The sequence below is a fragment of the Streptomyces sp. NBC_00271 genome (assembly GCF_036178845.1).
GTDB lineage: Bacteria > Actinomycetota > Actinomycetes > Streptomycetales > Streptomycetaceae > Streptomyces.
In genome coordinates, this window is record NZ_CP108070.1 from 6,844,106 (window position 1) to 6,862,256 (window position 18,151).

Consider the following 18,151-nt stretch of genomic DNA (forward strand, 5'->3'; position numbering starts at 1 on the left):
AATTCCTCTCCGGCGCCTGCGAAGTGAGCTGTCGGGTTCGGGCGGGAGCTGCCCGGCCGCACGGTGTGTGCGACTTCACCCCTAGCCGTTCCGGTGTCCGGATCGGCGGCTTACCTGGGTCCCCCGCTCCTGCCGTGCGTGTGTGTGGGTGGCTGGGATGTTCCGGTCGGCGGCAGGATTGGGCGGTCCGTCCGGATTGACGTGAACGTATGCGAGAGCACATGTCCGGAACAAGCCCTCATTTCCCGGTGTAGATCGCTTTCACCTGGGCAATACGAGGGAGAAAATGCCCGATTAATCCGGAACGTGACACTCAACTTGCCTTATGCAAAGGGGGAGTCGTCAAGACGGGATAAAGAGCCCACCCTGTATGGGAGTGACCCAATTCACGCGACCAAGCAGAAATAAAGCGGCACTGGCGGCAAATCGGACATCACGCCTCGAGTGTCCAGGCCGGTGAGTCCGCGGGCGGAGCCGGGCGGACCTCCCCCGCGGACAGGTCCGTGTCGAGGTCGTCGTCGGGGAGCCGGCCGGCGTTGGGGTTGAAGTAGAGGCCGTAGGCCCAATATTCGGGGAGTTCGTGGCGCATCAGGTCCGGGTGGGGCCCGAACTCCTGCCCCGCGTAAGCCCTGTTGGTCCTCGTCACCGCCTCGGCCCGGGGGATTCTTCGCTCCCACGTCCGATGGAAGACCACCTCGTTGCCGTCCTTGCGGATCAGCTCGTTCGAGGTGACGAACTCCCGGGCGTCGCAGCTGAGTTCGGAGCGTGTCTCGACCCGGGCGTCCCAGGGCGGCTCCGGGCGGTGCAGACGGATCGACGTCGTCGAGAGGTACGGGCGGAGAGCGGGTTCGGCTCGTCGATGGTGTACGCGCCCGGGTCCGACTCCCTTGCTCGCACCGGAAGTTCGAGGGAAGACACGTCCTCCGTAGAGCCCGGTTTCCAGGAGACCGCCTGGTCGGGGCCCTAGCGCGCTGACAGGTTCAGAGCACCCCGGGTCACCAGCGTCGAGGAACCGTCGGCAGCGACGTCGGCGGAGGCGGACCCTGGGGCGCCCCGGGGTCCAGGTCCCCCCGGGACCTCGAACTCGAAGCGGGCCGACCTCGCGCCCTCCTCCCGCTGGTTCGGCGGCAGGCCCGCGTCGTTCCCGACGGGGCGGAAACGGCCCGCGTCCACGCCCGTGTGCTGAGGGGAGCGCACCAGCACGGTGCGCCCCGCAGCGCGTACGCGATCGGGGTCGCGGAGGGGGAGGGTCAGGCGGTGTCGCCCACCCAGCGGCCGGGGAGGGACGGGTACGTCGTCGCCGGGGGGTGCCGCGGCCATGACGTCACGGTTGCTCACGCCGGGGTCGGACTGTTGATCACACCGAGGTCGGGATGGCCGATCGCGTCAGGGTCCGGGTCCGGGCCTGACCCGGCCCTTGACCCCGACGCGATCGGCCGGCCTGAGCCAGTAGTCCCACCACCCCGGCGTCTCCTGGAGGAAGCCGATCGCCGGGCCCGGCGGCAGGCCTCGGTCCGGGTCCCTCCGTATCCCCATCCTCGCGATCCCCCGTCCTCGCACACACTGGCGTGGCGCCAGTACGCGTCCCGGGTCGGGTGGGACAGCCACGTACAGCCACCTACAGCCACGTATGGATGAACGGCTCCACCGTCTCCAGGCGCTTCACCCACATGGCGCGCCACACTCGCCCTCCCCATACGGGTCCGTCGGCACGCCCTCCGAGTTGCCGTGACCGCGGGCATCCACCCGGACGGACGCGTAGCCGTGGCCCGCGTACCAGGGGTGGAGCTGCCAGTCGCGTGGCGCGGTCCGGTCGGTGAGCCGGTCCGGGAGATATTCGAGGAGCGCGGGGACGGGCGCGTCGGTCAGCGGGCGCCACACGCGCGCGTGCAGGCGGATGCCGTCCGGGAGCGGGATCCACAGATCCTCGTGAGTCGTCTCGTGGGAGAAGGGCGTACGGATGTGCATGCTCATCACGGTCACATCCGGTCATATCGACCGATCGGGAACATACCGCCCGTGATCCCGTACCGCCCAGGTGCGGGACTGTCTGCCGCTCGGGGGACATCAGGTGGCGGGGGAGAGGGAAGTCGGGAGGAAGTCGGCAGTGGGGACGGTGGGCGCTCGTGGTGATCGAAACGTGACCGGATACGCTGACTTGAGTGATGGCAGCGACACATCGACAAACCGTGTCATCGACCGAATGATCGACCGAGTTCGCCATGTGATCGTCAGCAGACAGGAGAACCTCTCGTGACCGTCGTCGGGCCGTTCGGGCTGAGCGTGCGGGACCAGGCTCTCGAAGCCGATGTCCAGGCCGGATTGACGGCTGTGGAGGAGGGCTTGCTCGAAGTCACCAAGAGCGAGGTCCCCTTCATCACAGAGGCCGCGCAGCACCTGCTGCGCGCCGGCGGGAAGCGGTTCCGTCCGCTGCTCGTGATGCTCGCCGCGCAGTTCGGTGACCCCTACGCGCCGGGTGTCGTGCCCTCGGCCGTGGTCGTCGAACTGACCCATCTCGCCACCCTGTACCACGACGACGTGATGGACGAGGCCGACGCGCGGCGCGGCGTGCCCAGCGCGAACACCCGCTGGGGCAACTCGGTCGCCGTACTGACCGGCGACTTCCTCTTCGCGCGCGCGTCCCACACCCTGGCCGACCTCGGGCCCGAGGCCGTCCGTATCCAGGCCGAGGCGTTCGAGCGGCTCGTCACCGGACAGATCCTGGAGACGGCGGGGCCGCGCGACGGGCGCGACCCGGTCGACCACTACCTCGACGTGCTCAGCGGCAAGACCGGCTCGCTGGTCGCCGTGGCATGCCGGTTCGGCGCGATGATGTCGGGCGCCGACGAGACGGTCGTGGACGTGCTGACGCAGTACGGGGAGCGGCTGGGCGTCGCCTTCCAGCTCGCGGACGATGTGCTGGACATCGCCTCCGACTCCCACGAGTCCGGGAAGACGCCCGGTACGGACCTGCGCGAGGGCATCGCCACGCTGCCGGTGCTGCGGCTGCGTGAGCGGGCGGAGCGGCTCGGTCTCGCCGAGGACATCGCGCTGTGCGAGCTGCTCGACTCCGACCTCACGGACGACGACCGGCACGCGGAGGCGCTGGCCCTGCTGCGGGCGCATCCCGCGCTGGAGCAGGCCCGCCGTGACACCGTGCGGTACGCGGAGGAAGCCCGCGCCGCGCTCGTCCCGCTCCCCGAGTGCGACGCGAAGGCGGCGCTCATGGAGCTGGTGGACGCGGTGGTGCACCGGGCCGGATAGGTGCCCGGAGCGAGCCCCTGCCTGGGCGAGCCCCTGCCGGAGCGAGCCGCTACCGGAGCGGCCCACTGGCGTACGCCCTCCCCGGGTGTCGACGCGGGCCCTCCCCCCTGTGACGCACGTCACATTGCTGGATTGAGTCCAGAGTAGGAATCGGTCCGTACTCCCGCACAGAAGCTGACGCAGGGGGCGTCAGCTGCATTACGGGGAGAAAAAAGAATCATGGAATCGAACGCCACGTTCAAGGCCATGTCGGACACGCGCCGCAAGGGCCTGATCATGGCCGGTGTCGCGGTGGCAGCCGCGGCCGGTGTCGCCGCCGCCGTCATCCCGGCGGTCGCCGCAGGCGGCAGCCACCACAGTGACCACGGCGGCATGAGCCACTCGGCGCACGGCGACCAGACCATCGTCGCGCAGAGCGGAGTCGTCGGCGGCAGCGGCGGCACCATCCTCGCCACCAGCCTCCGTGGCGCCAACGAGGTGCCCGTCCAGGGCGGCCCCGCCGTCGGCGACAAGCACGGCGCGGCTCTGGAGTTCATCAAGGTCAAGGGGGACAAGGTGTCCGTCGCCGTGACCTGGCGCGGCACCGGCAGGCCGACCATGCTCCACATCCACCAGGGCGCCAAGGGCACCAACGGCGGCGTCAAGATCGACTTCACCAAGCTGCTCGGCAGGATCAAGGGCCACCACGTGGTCGGCACCGTGAAGGTGAAGGATGCCGCCCTGCTGGAGCGGTTGAAGAACGACCCGGGGGCGTTCTACGCCAATCTGCACACCGCCGAGTTCCCGGGTGGAGCCGTCCGCGGCCAGCTCCACAAGGTCACCGGTTCCCTCGATTTCCGCGACGCCCTGGGCAACTTCCAGGCGTCCGTGGTCAAGGGCAAGCAGATCTACGAGTGCAAGCCCGCCGAGGGCGGTGGCTACGCCTTCGCTCAGCGTGACGTCGCGGCGCTGCTCGGTGGCAACATCGTGCACACGTTCGTGAAGCCCAACTCCGGTACGCCGCAGTGGGTCGCACCCGACCGCAGCGCGGTCACCGGAGCGGTGATCTCCAAGACTCCGAACGGCGAGAAGAACATCGCCGAGCTGGACCTCAAGGCCACCCAGTCCGGCAAGCACCGCGGTCTGCTGGCCGACACGCAGGAGATCCTGCGGCTCAACACCGTGGGCGGCGTCGCCCCGGCCGGCTCCTGCTCACCGGGCGCGATCGTGGGAGTGCCCTACCAGGCGGACTACGTGTTCGTGCAGCGCTGACGGGTACCGGGGCTCAGTGAGGCTCAGGCGGTGGTTTCCCCAACCCCTACGGGTCGGGGGAGCCACCGCCTCCTCACGTCATACCGCAGGACTACACGGAGTTGAGTCCGGGGTCTGACGCTTCTCGTCGGCCGATTTGGTCAGATTGAGAACACCACTCCTCACCGGTTCGGGTGAGAATGGCGGCTATAGGGGTGGAGAAGTGAGGACGGTAGGCCGCCGCCGACGACGGAGGTAAGGCACACATGGCACCGTACGAATCCGACAGGACCGCCGGGGCGGAAGGGCTGCCCGACGAGGCCGACGACGTCCGCGCCGGCCGGCGCAAGGCGGCTCGTTACGTCGTTCCGGTCGCAGTGGTGGGGGTGGCGGCCGCGACCATCGGGCTCGTCCCGGCGCTCGCCGACTCCGGCGACCCCAGCCTGCCGAAGATCACCGCAGAGCAGCTCATCGAGAAGATCGCCAAGTCGGACGTCCAGCAGCTGTCCGGCACGGTCAAGGTCAGCACCGATCTTGGACTGCCCAGCCTGGGCGGCCTGGAGAGCGGCATGCTGTCCGGCGCCACCGAGGGGTCCGGCGGCTCCTCCGCCGACCCGCAGTCCAAGCTCATGGAGCTGGCCTCCGGCACGCACACGGTACGCGTCGCGGCAGACGGCCCGGACAAGGCCAAGGTCTCCGTCCTGGAGAACGCCGCCGAGTACAGCATCATCCACAACGGCAACGACGTGTGGGCGTACGACAGCAAGTCGAACGAGGTGTACCACTCGACGGCCCCCGCAGCCGAAAAGGGCGAGGAGAAGGCGCCGAAGGACGTCCCGACGACGCCCAAGGAGCTCGCCGACGAGGCCCTGAAGTCGGTCGACGACACGACCTCCGTGACGGTCGACGGCACGGCGCAGGTCGCGGGCCGTGACGCCTACAAGCTGCTCATCAAGCCGAAGCAGTCCGGTTCCACGGTCGGCGCGATCACCGTCGCGGTGGACGCGAAGACCGGGGTGCCGCTGAAGTTCACGTTGGTCCCGACGAGTGGCGGCGCGGCCGTCGTGGACGCCGGGTTCACCCAGGTCGCCTTCGCCAAGCCGGCCGCCTCGACCTTCGACTTCACCCCGCCGAAGGGCGCGAAGGTCACCGAGGACAAGGATGGCAAGGACACCAAGGAATCCAAGGAATCCAAGGCCCCGGAGTCCGCTCCGAGCCACGGTGACCTCGGCAAGGGGCTCGACGGTCTGAAGACCATCGGCAAGGGCTGGAGCACCATCGCGGAGTTCGACACGGGCGGCCAGGGCATGCCCTCCGGCTCGTCGTCCGAGGGCGGCGACGTCTCCGGGTTCCTGAACTCCCTCGGTGACCACGTCAAGGGCAAGTTCGGCTCGGGCACGGTCTTCTCGACCCGCCTGGTCAACGCGCTGATCACGGTCGACGGCAAGGTGTACGCCGGTGCGGTCACCAAGGACGCGCTGGTGAAGGCGGCCAACGCGGCCCACTGAGTACCGTACGTACGGAACTGACGTACGAAACTGACGTACGGAACCGACGTTCGGACGAAGCCGAAACGAGGGAGCCCATGGAGGAGCGGTCCGCCGAGGGTACGGACCCGCCTGTGGCGGGCACCGCCAGCGCGTCCGCCGAGGGCACGGTGATCGCCACCCACGCCCTCACCAAGCGCTTCCGCGGCGGACAGCTCGCCGTGGACGGCCTCGATCTGACCGTCCCGGCGGGCAGCGTCTTCGGCTTCCTCGGACCCAACGGCTCGGGCAAGACCACCACCATCCGCATGCTGATGGGCCTGATCGAGCCGACCTCGGGCACGGCGCGTGTGCTGGGGCAGCCCATGCCCCGCGCCACCCGCGCCGTGCTCCCGCACGTGGGCGCCCTCATCGAGGGCCCCGCGCTGTACGGCTTCCTCTCCGGCCGCGACAACCTCCTCCGGTACGACGCCGCCGACCCGACCGCCGACCCGCGCACCCGGCGTACCCGCGTCGAGGCCGCCCTCGACCGGGTCGGACTCACCGCGGCCGCGGGCAAGAAGGCGAAGGCGTACTCGCTCGGCATGAAGCAGCGGCTCGGGCTCGCGGCCGCGCTGCTCCAGCCCCGCCGCCTGCTCGTCCTGGACGAGCCGACCAACGGCCTCGACCCGCAGGGCATGCGCGAGATCCGTTCCCTCGTGAGGGAGCTGGCCTCGGACGGCACGACCGTCTTCCTCTCCTCACACCTGCTCGACGAGATCGAGCAGGTGTGCACGCACGCCGCCGTGATGGCACAGGGGCGGCTGATCACCCAGGGCCCGGTGGCGGAGCTCGCGGCGGGGGCGCGGGGGCGGCTGGTCGTGACCACCCCGGACCCCGGGGACGCGGCGCGTGTACTGAAGGAACAGGGAGTCGCGGATCTCGTCGTGACGGAGACGGGCGTGAGTGCCGAACCTCCGGACCGCGAACTCGCCGAGCTGAACGCCGCGTTGGTCACGGCGGGCGTCCGCGTCCGTGGCTTCGGCGTCGAACGGGCCTCACTGGAGGACGCGTTCGTGGCGCTGACGGGGGAGGGGTTCGATGTCGCGGGCTGAGGTCGAGGCCGGGGCCGAGCCGGTACGCGTCGAGGACACGGTGATACGGAAACCGAGCCCCCTGTGGACCTTCGGACTCTTCCGCAGCGAGCTCCTCACCACCTTCCGGCGCTGGCGGACCATCGCGCTGCTCGCCGTGCTCGCGGCCGTGCCGATCCTCATCGGCATCGCGATCAAGATCGAGACGCGTGACGGCTCGACGGGGGGCGGTGGCGGCGGCGAAGGACCGGCGTTCATCGCGCAGATCACCAACAACGGTCTGTTCCTGGTGTTCACGGCGCTCGCCGCGACCCTCCCCTTCTTCCTGCCGATGGCCATCGGCGTCATCGCGGGCGACGCGATCGCGGGCGAGGCGAACGCGGGGACGCTGCGCTACCTGCTGGTCGCGCCCGCCGGCCGTACCCGCCTGCTGCTCACCAAGTACGCGACCACCATGACGTTCTGCCTGGTCGCGACCCTGGTGGTGGCGCTCTCGGCGCTCACGGTCGGCGCGCTGCTCTTCCCCCTGGGCGAGCTGACGACGATCTCCGGGACCCGGATCAGCTTCACCGAGGGGCTCGGACGGGCGTTCCTCATCGCGCTGGTCGTCGCCGCGTCACTGATAGGCGTCGCGGCCCTCGGCCTGTTCGTCTCGACGCTGACCAACAGCGGGATCGCGGCGATGGCGACGACGGTCGGCCTTCTCATCACCATCCAGATCCTCGACCAGATCCCCCAGCTCCACGCCCTCCAGCCGTACTTCTTCTCCCACTACTGGCTGTCCTTCGCCGACCTCATGCGCGACCCGGTGTACTGGGACGACCTCGTCCGCAATCTCGGACTCCAGGGCCTGTACGCGGCGGTGTTCGGCTCGGCGGCGTGGGCGCGGTTCACGGCGAAGGACATCACCGCGTAGCCGTGTGAACAACGCTGCGGGTCAATACAGCTAGCGCGCGGCTGCCATGCCCTGCGTCTCGTAGGGGTAGCGGGCGAGCGGTGCCTCCCCGTCGAAGAACGTTTTTGCGTGCGCCAGCGCTGCCGTGTCCTTCAGTACGTCACCGGGCTTGCTGCCGTTGCCGAGCAGGACCCCGCCGAAACGCATGCCCAGGTACGCGGCCGAGTGGTTGAGCGTGCCGATCAGCGGGTCGGCGACCTCTTCCTCCTCGTGGGCCAGCGCGGTGACGCCCCAGAGGGTGCGCCCCGCCATCCTGGCCTTGAAGTCGACGCCGGGAGTGCGCAGCCAGCCCGACCAGTAGTCCAGGTAGCGCTTGGTGAGACCGGACACCGAGTACCAGTACAGCGGCGAGGCGATCACGATGTCGGTGGCCGCCAGGGTGGCGTCGAGCAGCAGCGCCGGACTGCTCCCCGCGGCCGGGTGTACGTGGTCGCTGTCGCGCCGCAGGTCCACGAAGTCGGGCAGCGGGTGCTCGGCGAGGCTCAGCCAGCGCTGCTCGACATCCGCGGGCAACTGTTCGGCGGCCCGGCGGGCCAGGAGCTCGGTGTTGCCGTCGGGGCGGCTGCTGCCGAGCAGGAACAGGAAGTGACGGCTCATGGGTCCCCCAGGGTGCGCGTGCGACGGGTCGCGGAACACCACGACCGGCAACTGCATGCGTACACAATATATGCATACGCATGTGACGTCCATCCCGAGATCCCGAGAGACACGGATGGCGGATGCCGGGCGCCGACAACCGGCTTCCTGGGTCTGTCGGGGTCCGTCGGGGTTCTGCCGGGGTTCAGGGCAGGCGCGCGGCGCCCGTCAGGCGGGCCAGCGCGGCCGTCTCGCGGGGCGGCGCCGAGGTGAGGTCACCGATGCGCCACGCCGGGATCCACGGCACCTGATACACGTCGATCATCGAATCGATCACCTTGACGCGCTGGGCGAGTGGGCGGGGCAGTCGTCCGGGCGCGTCCGCGACCAGCACCACGGCGTCGAGGTCGAGCCCCGGGGGCGCCTCGCCCCGGCGGAAGGTGTCCAGGGTGTGCGAGACGGCGTCCAGTCCGGCCGCGTGCGTACGCCCGACGAGGAGCACCGACCCAGGTTCTCCCTGGTCGGGCCGGGGCCAGTTCCGCCCGGCGTCATGGCCGCCGAAGACCGCGGCGAGCGTGGTGGTGCCGGCCCCGCCGTGTGTCGCGACCCAGGCGAACCGCCGTGGGCCGACGTCGAGGTGGTCGGGTTCGCTCCCGGCGGGTTCGGGCCACCGCGTGGGTTCCACCGCGTCGGCGACCGGCCCGCGGAGCCAGATCTCGGGCCCCTCCGCCCCCTGCCGCATGCTCCCCTGCATCACCTGACCACTCTCCTCGTCGTTGTCGGCGTTGTCGGCCACTCTTACGAGGCTGTGACGCCGTAGTGACGCATGCAGCGGTGGTGAGCCGAGAGACTTGACTGTATGTACCTGACGGGATCTTGAGGCAAGGTCGACGCATGGAAGTACGACCCGAGTGAGGGAAGCGATGTCTCGACTCAGCCGCGAACAGAAGCGGGAATCCAAGCGGCAGCGCTCGGCGGTCGGCCCCGGTGCCGGCCCGTTGGAGGTGTGGGTCACCGCGCCCGCGGGGGAAAGCGGGGGCGGCGTCACGGTCGGCGGCGTGCCGGTCGGCGTCATGGCCGGCGAGACCGTCCAGGCCACCGTCCTGAACCACCTCCACCGACTCGCCCTCGCCGCCGGTCACTCCGTCCTCGCCACCATCCACGACGAACGGATCGGCTTCGTCGTACCGCTGGAGGTGTACGGGGACGGGTCGAGCCGGTACACGGGTGAGCCGGTACGGGTGGGGCCGCCGGCCGAGGTGCCCGGGGTGCCTGCAGCTCCTCCCGCGATGCCCGCGGCTCCTCCCGCGATGCCGGTGACCCCACCCGCGGCGCCACCGGTGCCGGTGTCGGAGCCGCAGCCCCTGCCCGGTGCCGCGGCGACGCATGTGCTGCGGGCGCTGCCGGAGCCGACGCGGGACGCCGCCCCCGGTGTCGCGGTGGCTCCGACGGGCGAGTTCGGCCCGCCGCCCGTGGGGCTGACTCCTGAGCGTCCGGCCCTCGCGATGGAGGCCATGTCGGTCATGGACCCCGAGCCGGAGCCGGAACCGAAGCCCACTCCCGCGCGCGGCTTCGACGCCGTCGCCGAGTCCGTGCTGGCACCGGTTCAGGAGACGGAGGGCGCGGCGTTCCTCGTGGAGCCCGTGGCGCGGATCAACGAGGCCGTGAAGATGGGCCGGATCGAAGAGGCCACGGGGATGGCGGAGCGGGTGGGCGCGGACGCGTCGCGGTCGCTGGGCCCCGAGCACCCGGAGGTGCTGCGGCTGCGCGAGCTGACCTCGTACATCGCCTATTTGGCCGGTGACCCGCTCCGGGCGTTCCACCTGTCCCTCGACCTCGCCCGCGTCCGCAGGCGGCACCAGGACGCCGAGGCCGCGTACGGCAACGTACAGAGCGCCGCCACGGCCTGGCGCGCCGTGCGCGACCCCGTGCAGGGGCTGAACCTGGGACAGGACCTGATCACGCTGTGGACCGAGCTCGTGGCCGACGGCGGCCCCGCCGCCGACGACCTCGAACAGCTCGAGTCGGCCCGCACCCGCATGACCCGCCTCGCGGACCGGGCCCGGTCCCGCTCCCTGGCGGACAACCCGTACACCCCCTAGGAGGGCTGGGAGGACGAGGAGCCCCAGTGAGCCCTAGGAGCCCCAGCGGGCCCCTAGGAGCCCAGGAGTCCTAGGAGGACAGCGTCCACACGGCGTACGCCAGCGCGTCCGCGTTCCGGTTCAGCGCCGTGTCGTCGATGTTGGACGCCGTGTCGCAGGAGGCGTGGTAGCAGCGGTCGAAGGCCAGGCCGGAGGTGCCGCCCCACTTGGCGGCCTGGGCCGCCGTCTTGATGTAGTCGGCGCCGCTGAAGAGACCGCCGACCGGAATGCCCACGTTCTTGAAGGGCGAGTGGTCCGAGCGGCCGTCGCCCTCGGTCTCCGGCTCCGTGGCGATGCCGACACCCGCGAAGTAGTCCTTGAAGGTCTTCTCGATCGTGGGGTCGTCGTCGTAGACGAAGTAGCCGGGGTTCGGTGACCCGATCATGTCGAAGTTGAGATAGTCGCTGATCTTCGCCCGGTTCGCGGAGGACAGGCTGTTCACGTAGTACTTCGAGCCGACCATCCCCAGCTCCTCCGCGCCCCACCAGGCGAACCGCAGGTGCTTGGTGGGCTGGTACTGGGCCCGGGAGACGGCGAGCGCGGTCTCCAGGATCGCGGCGGACCCGGATCCGTTGTCGTTGATGCCGGGTCCCGCGGTCACGCTGTCGAGGTGGGAGCCCGCCATGACGACCTGGTTGGCGTCGCCGCCGGGCCAGTCGGCGATCAGGTTGTACCCGGTGCGGCCGGAGGACGTGAACTGCTGGAGGGTCGTGGTGAATCCGGCCGCGTCCAGCTTCGCCTTCACATAGTCGATGGAGGCCTTGTAGCCGGTGCGGCCGTGTGCGCGGTTGCCGCCGTTGGCGGTGGCGATGGACTGCAGCTGTGCGAGATGTGCCTTGACGTTGGCCACGGGGATGTCGGGTGCGGCTGCCGCGGCGGTGGGGGCCGGCGCCGCGCCGGTTATCGCGCCGGTGGTGAGGAGCGTGACGGCCGCGACGACGGCGCCGGCGGCACGCCCGGGAACGGAGAGCTTCATGTGGGGGGGCTCCGGATTCCTTGTGGGAATGAGGTGCCTGATGGTGTTTCTGAGGCTGACGTTCCGTCAAGAGCGTAATCCGGTCAGGCTGGTTCGCATAACGAACCCGGGCCGCCGGGGTGGCGACGCTCGCAGCACGCACGCTCACTGCACGCAGAACTCGTTCCCCTCCGGGTCGGCCATCACCACCCACTCGCCGGCCGGTTCCTTCACGTGCCGCAGCACCTCCGCGCCGAGCCCCTCCAACCGGGCGACCTCGTCCGCGCGTCGGCCCTCGCCCGGGTGCAGATCGAGATGGAGCCGGTTCTTGACGGTCTTCGGCTCGGGGACGCGCTGGAAGAGCAGACGCCGTCCGAGCCCGATGCCGCGCTCCTTGTCGTACGGGTCGTCGGGATGCCGTACGGCGATCAGGTCCCGGAAGGCCGGGCGGCCGTGGAAGTCGACGGTGGCCTCGGCAGGCAGGGCACCGAGGCCCAGCAGTTGTTCGACGAGCGCGCTGTTGTCCTCGACCTCGTAACCGAGGGCGGCGGCCCAGAAGTCGGCTTGGGCATGCGGGTCGGTGGCGTCGATGACCAGCTTCCAGTGCACGGGCGTAGGCGTCATACAGCCACTCATAGTGGTTGCGTGACAAGGGGTGCAACGGGATTGCGCACGTGCCGCCGAACAACTCTCTACGACTTGGCGTCCACGGTGGTGGTGGCATCCCGTACGCCGGCGACGGCACCCGCGACCGCCCCGGCCCTGAGCGCCCTGGCCGCCCGCCGCGCGGTCCGCAGCGCGTCGAAGGTGAGCAGCGACAGCGCGAGCCAGACCAGCGCGAACCCGGCCCACCGCTCCGGCGGCATGGCCTCGTGGAAGTAGAGGATGCCGAGCAGGAACTGGAACACCGGGGCGAGGTACTGCAACAGCCCCAGCGTGGACAACGGCACCCGTATCGCGGCCGCGCCGAAGCACACCAGCGGAAGTGCGGTCACCACGCCCGTCGCCGCGAGCAGTGTCGCGTGCCCCGCGCCTTCCGTGCCGAAGGTCGCGCCCCCGCTCGAACCCAGCCACAGCAGATAGGCGAGCGCGGGCAGGAACTGGATCGCCGTCTCGGCGGCGAGCGACTCGATCCCGCCGAGGTTGACCTTCTTCTTCACCAGTCCGTACGTGGCGAAGGAGAAGGCGAGGGTGAGGGAGATCCACGGCGGCCGGCCGTACCCGATGGTGAGGACGAGCACCGCGGAGAAGCCGACACCGACCGCCGTCCACTGCAGGGGGCGCAGCCGTTCCTTCAGCAACAGGACGCCCATGGCGATGGTGACGAGCGGGTTGATGAAGTAGCCGAGGGACGCCTCGACGACGTGCTCGCTGTTCACGGCCCAGATGTAGACGCCCCAGTTGACCGTGATCACGGCCGCCGCGACGCTGATCAGCGCCAGTTTGCGCGGCTGTCGCAGCAGCTCGCCGAGCCAGGCCCAGCGCCGCATCACCAGCAGGGCGACGCCGACCACGGCGAGGGACCACACCATCCGGTGGGCGAGGATCTCGAGGGCTCCGGCCGGCTTCAGCAGCGGCCAGAAGAGGGGAACGAGCCCCCACATGCCGTACGCGGCGAAGCCGTTCAACAGCCCGATGCGCTGCTCGGCCTTGGACATCCGGGGATCCGTCGAGCCGACGGGACCACTGGAACCCGCGGAGCCGACGGGGCCACTGGAACCCGTGGAGCCGGTCGCACCCATCGAATTCTTCGCCTGCTGCACGGCCACCGGCCCTCCCTCTCGCACAGCTGCTCCCGTGCAGCCTCCAAGAAGGTAGCGCCGAGCACCCCCGCCTGTCATGCCCGTATCGCCATACGGTCATGACAGGTGGGGGTGTGGAGGGCGACGGTGCCAGGACCCCGAGGGGGAGTCAGCCCTTCAGCGCCGCCGCGATCGACTCGGCGACCGGCGTGGTCGGGCGGCCGGTCAGCCGGGACAGGTCGCCGCTCGTGCCCGCGAGCTCGCCCTTCTCGATGGACGCGTCGACGCCCGCCAGGATCGCGGCGAGGGGGCCGGGCAGTCCGGCGCCGGTCAGGATGCCGGTGAGCGCCTCGACGGAGACGGCGTTGTAGACGATCTCCTTGCCGGACCGCTCGGCCACCAGGGCGGCGTACTCGGCGAAGCTCCACGCGGTGTCGCCGCTCAGCTCGTACGTCTTGTTCTCGTGGCCCTCGCCGGTCAGCACGGCCACGGCGGCGGCCGCGTAGTCGGCGCGGGCGGCGGAGGCGACCTTGCCGTCGCCGGCGGCCTGGGTGACGGCGCCGTACTCGAGGACCGGGGCGAGGTTCTCGGTGTAGTTCTCGTTGTACCAGCCGTTGCGCAGCAGGGCGTAGGGCACGCCCGACTCCAGGATGGCCTTCTCGGTGCCCTTGTGGTCGTCGGCGAGGGCGGCGGTGAGGGTGCCCGGGGCGCTGGTGTACGCGAAGAGCGCGACCCCGGCGGCCTTGGCGGCGTCCAGGACGACCTGGTGCTGGGCCACGCGGCCCTTGTCGAACTCGTTGCCGGAGATGAGCAGCACCTTGTCGCCGGCGGCGAAGAGGGTCCCGAAGGTCTCGGGCTCGTTGTAGTTGGCGACCGCGAGCTTCACGCCGCGGGCCGCGAAGCCGGCGGCCTTCTCCGCGTCGCGGACGACGGCGGTGATCTGGTCGGCCGGAACCTTCTCCAGCAGTCCCTCGATGACGTGGCAGCCGAGGTGTCCGGTGGCTCCGGTGACGACGATGCTCATGACTTGGCTCCTTGTGGGGTAGGTCTGCCACTAACCCTAGGAGGTGCGCTAACTCTGCGAAAGTACCCACTTTGAAGTAAGGTACTGGCATGGGAGTAAGTGCAGAGGTATCCACCGACACCCCGGCCGCGTCCAAGCCCGCGGCCGTCTCCAGGCCCGCGGCCGTCTCCAAGTACGACACGGGCGAGGCGATGTGCCCGTACCGCCTCGTCCTGGAGCACGTCACCAGCCGCTGGGGTGTGCTCGTACTGATCGAGCTCCTCGACCGTCCCTACCGCTTCAGCGAGCTGCGCCGGGCGATCGGCCGGGTCAGCGAGAAGATGCTCACCCAGACCCTCCAGACGCTGGAGCGCGACGGTCTTGTCCACCGTGACGCGAAGCCCGTGATCCCGCCCCGCGTCGACTACTCGCTCACCGAACTGGGCCGCGAGGCCGCCGAGCAGGTGCGCGCGCTGGCCGTCTGGACCAAGGACCGGATGGACGACGTCGAGAAGTCCCGCCACGCATACGACGAGGCCCGGGTGTCAGCCACCCGGGCCCCTGGAACTTCCTGAACGCCTCGAACGGTCGGCTCGCTCAGCCGACGACCGTCCAGGTGTCCCCGCCCGCGAGGAGCGTGGCGAGGTCGCCCTTGCCGTTCTGTTCGATGGCCGTGTCGAGCTGGTCGGCCATCTGGGTGTCGTAGACCGGCCGTTCCACGGAGCGCAGGACACCGATCGGGGTGTGGTGCAGGGTGTCCGGGTCGGCGAGCCGGGAGAGCGCGAAGGCCGTGGTCGGGGACGCGGCGTGCGCGTCGTGGACCAGGATCTGCGCCTCGTTCTCCGGGGTGACGGCGACGACCTTCAGGTCACCGGTCAGCTGATCCCGTACGACACCCTTGGCGCCGTCCGCGCCGAAGCGGATCTGCTGCCCGTGTTCGAGGCGGATCACCGCCTCCTCGGCCTGCTGCTTGTCCTTGAGGACCTCGAAGGCGCCGTCGTTGAAGATGTTGCAGTTCTGGTAGATCTCCACCAGTGCCGTGCCCGGGTGGGCGGCGGCCTGCCGCAGTACGTCGGTGAGGTGCTTGCGGTCGGAGTCCACGGTCCGGGCCACGAAGGACGCCTCCGCGCCGATGGCCAGGGACACCGGGTTGAAGGGCGCGTCCAGCGAGCCCATCGGCGTCGACTTGGTGATCTTGCCGACCTCGGAGGTCGGCGAGTACTGGCCCTTGGTGAGGCCGTAGATCCGGTTGTTGAACAGCAGGATCTTCAGGTTCACGTTGCGACGCAGCGCGTGGATCAGATGGTTGCCGCCGATGGAGAGGGCGTCCCCGTCACCGGTCACCACCCACACGCTCAGGTCCCGCCTGCTGGAGGCGAGGCCCGTCGCGATGGCGGGCGCGCGGCCGTGGATGGAGTGCATGCCGTACGTGTTCATGTAGTACGGGAAGCGGGACGAGCAGCCGATGCCCGACACGAAGACGATGTTCTCCTTGGCGAGGCCGAGCTCGGGCATGAAGCCCTGCACGGCGGCCAGGACCGCGTAGTCACCGCAACCGGGGCACCAGCGCACTTCCTGATCGGACTTGAAGTCCTTCATGGACTGCCTGGCCTCGGCCTTGGGCACCAGGGTGAGGGCCTCGATCGTGTCCGCGCTTCCTGTGGTCGTCTCAGCCATCGATGGCCTCCTTGAGCGCCGTGGCGAGCTGTTCGGCCTTGAACGGCATGCCGTTGACCTGGTTGTAGGAGTGCGCGTCGACCAGGTACTTCGCCCGGACGAGCGTGGCGAGCTGGCCGAGGTTCATCTCGGGGATCACCACCTTCTCGTAACGCCCCAGCACCGCGCCGAGATTCCGGGGGAAGGGGTTGAGGTGGCGCAGATGGGCCTGCGCGATGTTCTCCCCGGCGGCCCGCAGCCGCCGTACCGCCGCGGTGATGGGGCCGTACGTCGAACCCCAGCCCAGAACCAGGGTGTTGGCCTCACCGGAGGGGTCGTCGACCTCGATGTCGGGGACGTCGATGCCGTCGATCTTCGCCTGGCGGGTGCGGACCATGAAGTCGTGGTTGGCGGGGTCGTAGGAGATGTTGCCCGTGCCGTCCTGCTTCTCGATGCCGCCGATGCGGTGCTCGAGTCCCGGTGTGCCCGGGATCGCCCACGGGCGGGCCAGGGTCCCCGGGTCGCGCTTGTACGGCCAGAACACCTCGGTGCCGTCGTCCAGGGTGTGGTTCGGACCCTGCGCGAACTGCACCCGCAGGTCCGGAAGTTCGTCGACCTCCGGGATCCGCCACGGCTCGGAGCCGTTGGCCAGGTAGCCGTCGGAGAGCAGGAGGACGGGGGTGCGGTAGGTGAGGGCGATCCGGGCCGCTTCCAGGGCGGCGTCGAAGCAGTCGACCGGCGTGCACGGGGCGACCACCGGGACCGGGGCCTCTCCGTTGCGCCCGTACATCGCCTGGAGCAGGTCCGCCTGCTCCGTCTTCGTCGGCAGCCCCGTGGACGGCCCGCCGCGCTGGATGTCGATGACCAGCAGTGGCAGTTCGAGGGAGACCGCGAGCCCGATGGTCTCCGACTTCAGTGCCACGCCCGGCCCGGAGGTGGTGGTGACGGCGAGGGAGCCGCCGAAGGCCGCGCCCAGGGCCGCGCCGATGCCCGCGATCTCGTCCTCGGCCTGGAAGGTCCGCACACCGAAGTTCTTGTGCTTGCTGAGCTCGTGCAGGATGTCGGAGGCCGGGGTGATCGGGTAGGAGCCCAGGTAGAGGGGCAGGTCCGCCTGCTTGGAGGCGGCGATCAGGCCGTACGACAGGGCCAGGTTCCCGGAGATGTTGCGGTAGGTGCCGGTCGGGAAGGTCTTGGCGGCCGGGGCGACCTCGTAGGAGACCGCGAAGTCCTCGGTCGTCTCGCCGAAGTTCCAGCCCGCCCGGAACGCGGCGATGTTGGCGGCGGCGATCTCGGGCTTCTTCGCGAACTTGGTCTGCAGGAACTTCTCCGTGCCCTCGGTGGGCCGGTGATACATCCACGACAGAAGCCCCAGCGCGAACATGTTCTTGCTGCGCTCGGCCTCCTTGCGGGACAGCTCGAACTCCTTGAGCGCCTCGACCGTCATCGTCGTCAGCGGGACCGGATGGACGGCGTACCCGTCCAGCGAACCGTCCTCCAGCGGGCTGGCGGCGTAGCCGACCTTCGCCATCGCCCGCTTCGTGAACTCGTCCGTGTTGACGATGATCTCCGCGCCGCGCGGCACATCACCGATGTTCGCCTTGAGTGCCGCCGGATTCATGGCCACCAGCACATTCGGCGCGTCACCGGGCGTGAGGATGTCATGGTCCGCGAAATGCAGCTGAAATGAAGAAACGCCCGGCAGTGTGCCTGCGGGCGCTCGGATTTCGGCGGGGAAGTTCGGCAGCGTCGAAAGATCATTGCCGAAGGACGCCGTCTCGGAGGTGAAGCGGTCGCCGGTGAGTTGCATTCCATCACCGGAGTCACCCGCGAACCGGATGATCACCCGGTCGAGCCGGCGTGTTTCCTTTGCCCCCGCCGGTTTGCGCTGTTCTCCTACGACGGCTCCGTCGGCCTGCTCCGCTGGGCTACTGACCTGGCTGGTCACTTAACTGGACCTCCTTCGAGGCGGCTGTCTGGGAGCGGCCTTCCCGCAGGCCTTCCCGGGATCAACCCTACGTCTGTAAGGGTCGCCTTCCCTCGGCCGTTCGCATGATGGACACCATTTTGAG

General features: G+C 69.7%; 16 protein-coding genes, 1 pseudogene and 1 riboswitch. Of the genes and pseudogenes, 7 read left to right on the forward strand and 10 right to left on the reverse strand.

Annotation, left to right across the window (positions count from 1 at the left end; genetic code table 11):
* Nucleotides 1–161, reverse strand: a riboswitch (cyclic di-AMP (ydaO/yuaA leader).
* A 272-nt stretch (nucleotides 162–433) separates the two neighbouring features.
* Together OG798_RS31130 and OG798_RS31135 are read right to left on the reverse strand one after the other, a co-directional pair.
* The gene (locus OG798_RS31130; protein WP_443053884.1) at nucleotides 434–694 is read right to left on the reverse strand and encodes a hypothetical protein; all 261 of its coding nucleotides are present in this window, start codon (nucleotides 692–694) and stop codon (nucleotides 434–436) included.
* A gap of 272 nt (nucleotides 695–966) precedes the next feature.
* Nucleotides 967–1,968: pseudogene (locus OG798_RS31135) on the reverse strand (CocE/NonD family hydrolase); the annotation flags it as partial.
* Between the two features lie 285 nt (nucleotides 1,969–2,253).
* Here OG798_RS31135 and OG798_RS31140 point away from each other — a divergent pair.
* From OG798_RS31140 to OG798_RS31160, 5 genes are all read left to right on the forward strand, one after another.
* Nucleotides 2,254–3,264 (forward strand): polyprenyl synthetase family protein, encoded by a 1,011-nt coding sequence (locus OG798_RS31140; protein WP_095853161.1) that lies wholly within the window; start codon nucleotides 2,254–2,256, stop codon nucleotides 3,262–3,264.
* Nucleotides 3,265–3,483: 219 nt separating this feature from the next.
* Nucleotides 3,484–4,515, forward strand: a complete 1,032-nt coding sequence (locus OG798_RS31145; protein ID WP_328758019.1) for a CHRD domain-containing protein — start codon at nucleotides 3,484–3,486, stop codon at nucleotides 4,513–4,515.
* Nucleotides 4,516–4,760: 245 nt separating this feature from the next.
* On the forward strand, nucleotides 4,761–6,002 hold the full coding sequence (locus OG798_RS31150; protein WP_328758020.1) for a LolA family protein: 1,242 nt from the start codon (nucleotides 4,761–4,763) through the stop codon (nucleotides 6,000–6,002).
* 77 nt (nucleotides 6,003–6,079) lie between these two features.
* Nucleotides 6,080–7,075, forward strand: a complete 996-nt coding sequence (locus OG798_RS31155) for an ABC transporter ATP-binding protein (protein WP_095853159.1) — start codon at nucleotides 6,080–6,082, stop codon at nucleotides 7,073–7,075.
* Complete coding sequence (locus tag OG798_RS31160) at nucleotides 7,062–7,970, forward strand: ABC transporter permease (RefSeq protein WP_121415356.1); 909 nt, start codon at nucleotides 7,062–7,064, stop codon at nucleotides 7,968–7,970. The genes OG798_RS31155 and OG798_RS31160 overlap by 14 nt, the downstream gene beginning before the upstream one ends.
* A gap of 30 nt (nucleotides 7,971–8,000) precedes the next feature.
* Here OG798_RS31160 and OG798_RS31165 read toward each other — a convergent pair whose 3' ends face one another.
* Together OG798_RS31165 and OG798_RS31170 are read right to left on the reverse strand one after the other, a co-directional pair.
* A complete protein-coding gene (locus tag OG798_RS31165; RefSeq protein ID WP_095857856.1) occupies nucleotides 8,001–8,606 on the reverse strand; it encodes a flavodoxin family protein in 606 nt (201 codons plus the stop codon).
* 184 nt (nucleotides 8,607–8,790) lie between these two features.
* On the reverse strand, nucleotides 8,791–9,327 hold the full coding sequence (locus tag OG798_RS31170; protein ID WP_323138803.1) for a DUF6668 family protein: 537 nt from the start codon (nucleotides 9,325–9,327) through the stop codon (nucleotides 8,791–8,793).
* Between the two features lie 181 nt (nucleotides 9,328–9,508).
* On the opposite strand from OG798_RS31170, the gene OG798_RS31175 reads away from it, so the two are divergent.
* Nucleotides 9,509–10,687: a tetratricopeptide repeat protein gene (locus tag OG798_RS31175; RefSeq protein ID WP_267062574.1), complete on the forward strand. Its 1,179-nt coding sequence runs from the start codon at nucleotides 9,509–9,511 to the stop codon at nucleotides 10,685–10,687.
* A 70-nt stretch (nucleotides 10,688–10,757) separates the two neighbouring features.
* On the opposite strand, the gene OG798_RS31180 is transcribed toward OG798_RS31175, so the two are convergent.
* The 4 genes from OG798_RS31180 to OG798_RS31195 all read right to left on the reverse strand — a co-directional run bounded on the left by OG798_RS31180 (nucleotide 10,758) and on the right by OG798_RS31195 (nucleotide 14,447).
* Nucleotides 10,758–11,702, reverse strand: coding sequence for a M28 family metallopeptidase (locus tag OG798_RS31180; protein WP_095853156.1), 945 nt, complete (start codon nucleotides 11,700–11,702; stop codon nucleotides 10,758–10,760).
* 144 nt (nucleotides 11,703–11,846) lie between these two features.
* On the reverse strand, nucleotides 11,847–12,305 hold the full coding sequence (locus tag OG798_RS31185; RefSeq protein ID WP_095853155.1) for a VOC family protein: 459 nt from the start codon (nucleotides 12,303–12,305) through the stop codon (nucleotides 11,847–11,849).
* A gap of 68 nt (nucleotides 12,306–12,373) precedes the next feature.
* Nucleotides 12,374–13,339 carry an EamA family transporter RarD gene (rarD, locus tag OG798_RS31190; RefSeq protein ID WP_121418356.1) on the reverse strand — a complete coding sequence of 322 codons (966 nt, stop codon included), beginning with the start codon at nucleotides 13,337–13,339 and terminating at the stop codon, nucleotides 12,374–12,376.
* A 253-nt stretch (nucleotides 13,340–13,592) separates the two neighbouring features.
* The gene (locus tag OG798_RS31195) at nucleotides 13,593–14,447 is read right to left on the reverse strand and encodes an SDR family oxidoreductase (protein ID WP_328758021.1); all 855 of its coding nucleotides are present in this window, start codon (nucleotides 14,445–14,447) and stop codon (nucleotides 13,593–13,595) included.
* A gap of 191 nt (nucleotides 14,448–14,638) precedes the next feature.
* Between OG798_RS31195 and OG798_RS31200 the strand changes: the two genes are divergently transcribed.
* Nucleotides 14,639–15,001: a winged helix-turn-helix transcriptional regulator gene (locus OG798_RS31200; protein WP_097285807.1), complete on the forward strand. Its 363-nt coding sequence runs from the start codon at nucleotides 14,639–14,641 to the stop codon at nucleotides 14,999–15,001.
* Between the two features lie 22 nt (nucleotides 15,002–15,023).
* Here the strand turns inward: OG798_RS31200 and OG798_RS31205 are convergent, their stop codons facing one another.
* Together OG798_RS31205 and OG798_RS31210 are read right to left on the reverse strand one after the other, a co-directional pair.
* Entirely contained in the window at nucleotides 15,024–16,103 is a 1,080-nt protein-coding gene (locus OG798_RS31205; RefSeq protein ID WP_095853152.1) for a 2-oxoacid:ferredoxin oxidoreductase subunit beta, read from the reverse strand.
* On the reverse strand, nucleotides 16,096–18,027 hold the full coding sequence (locus OG798_RS31210; protein WP_095853151.1) for a 2-oxoacid:acceptor oxidoreductase subunit alpha: 1,932 nt from the start codon (nucleotides 18,025–18,027) through the stop codon (nucleotides 16,096–16,098). The genes OG798_RS31205 and OG798_RS31210 overlap by 8 nt, the downstream gene beginning before the upstream one ends.
* Nucleotides 18,028–18,151: the final 124 nt, after the last annotated feature.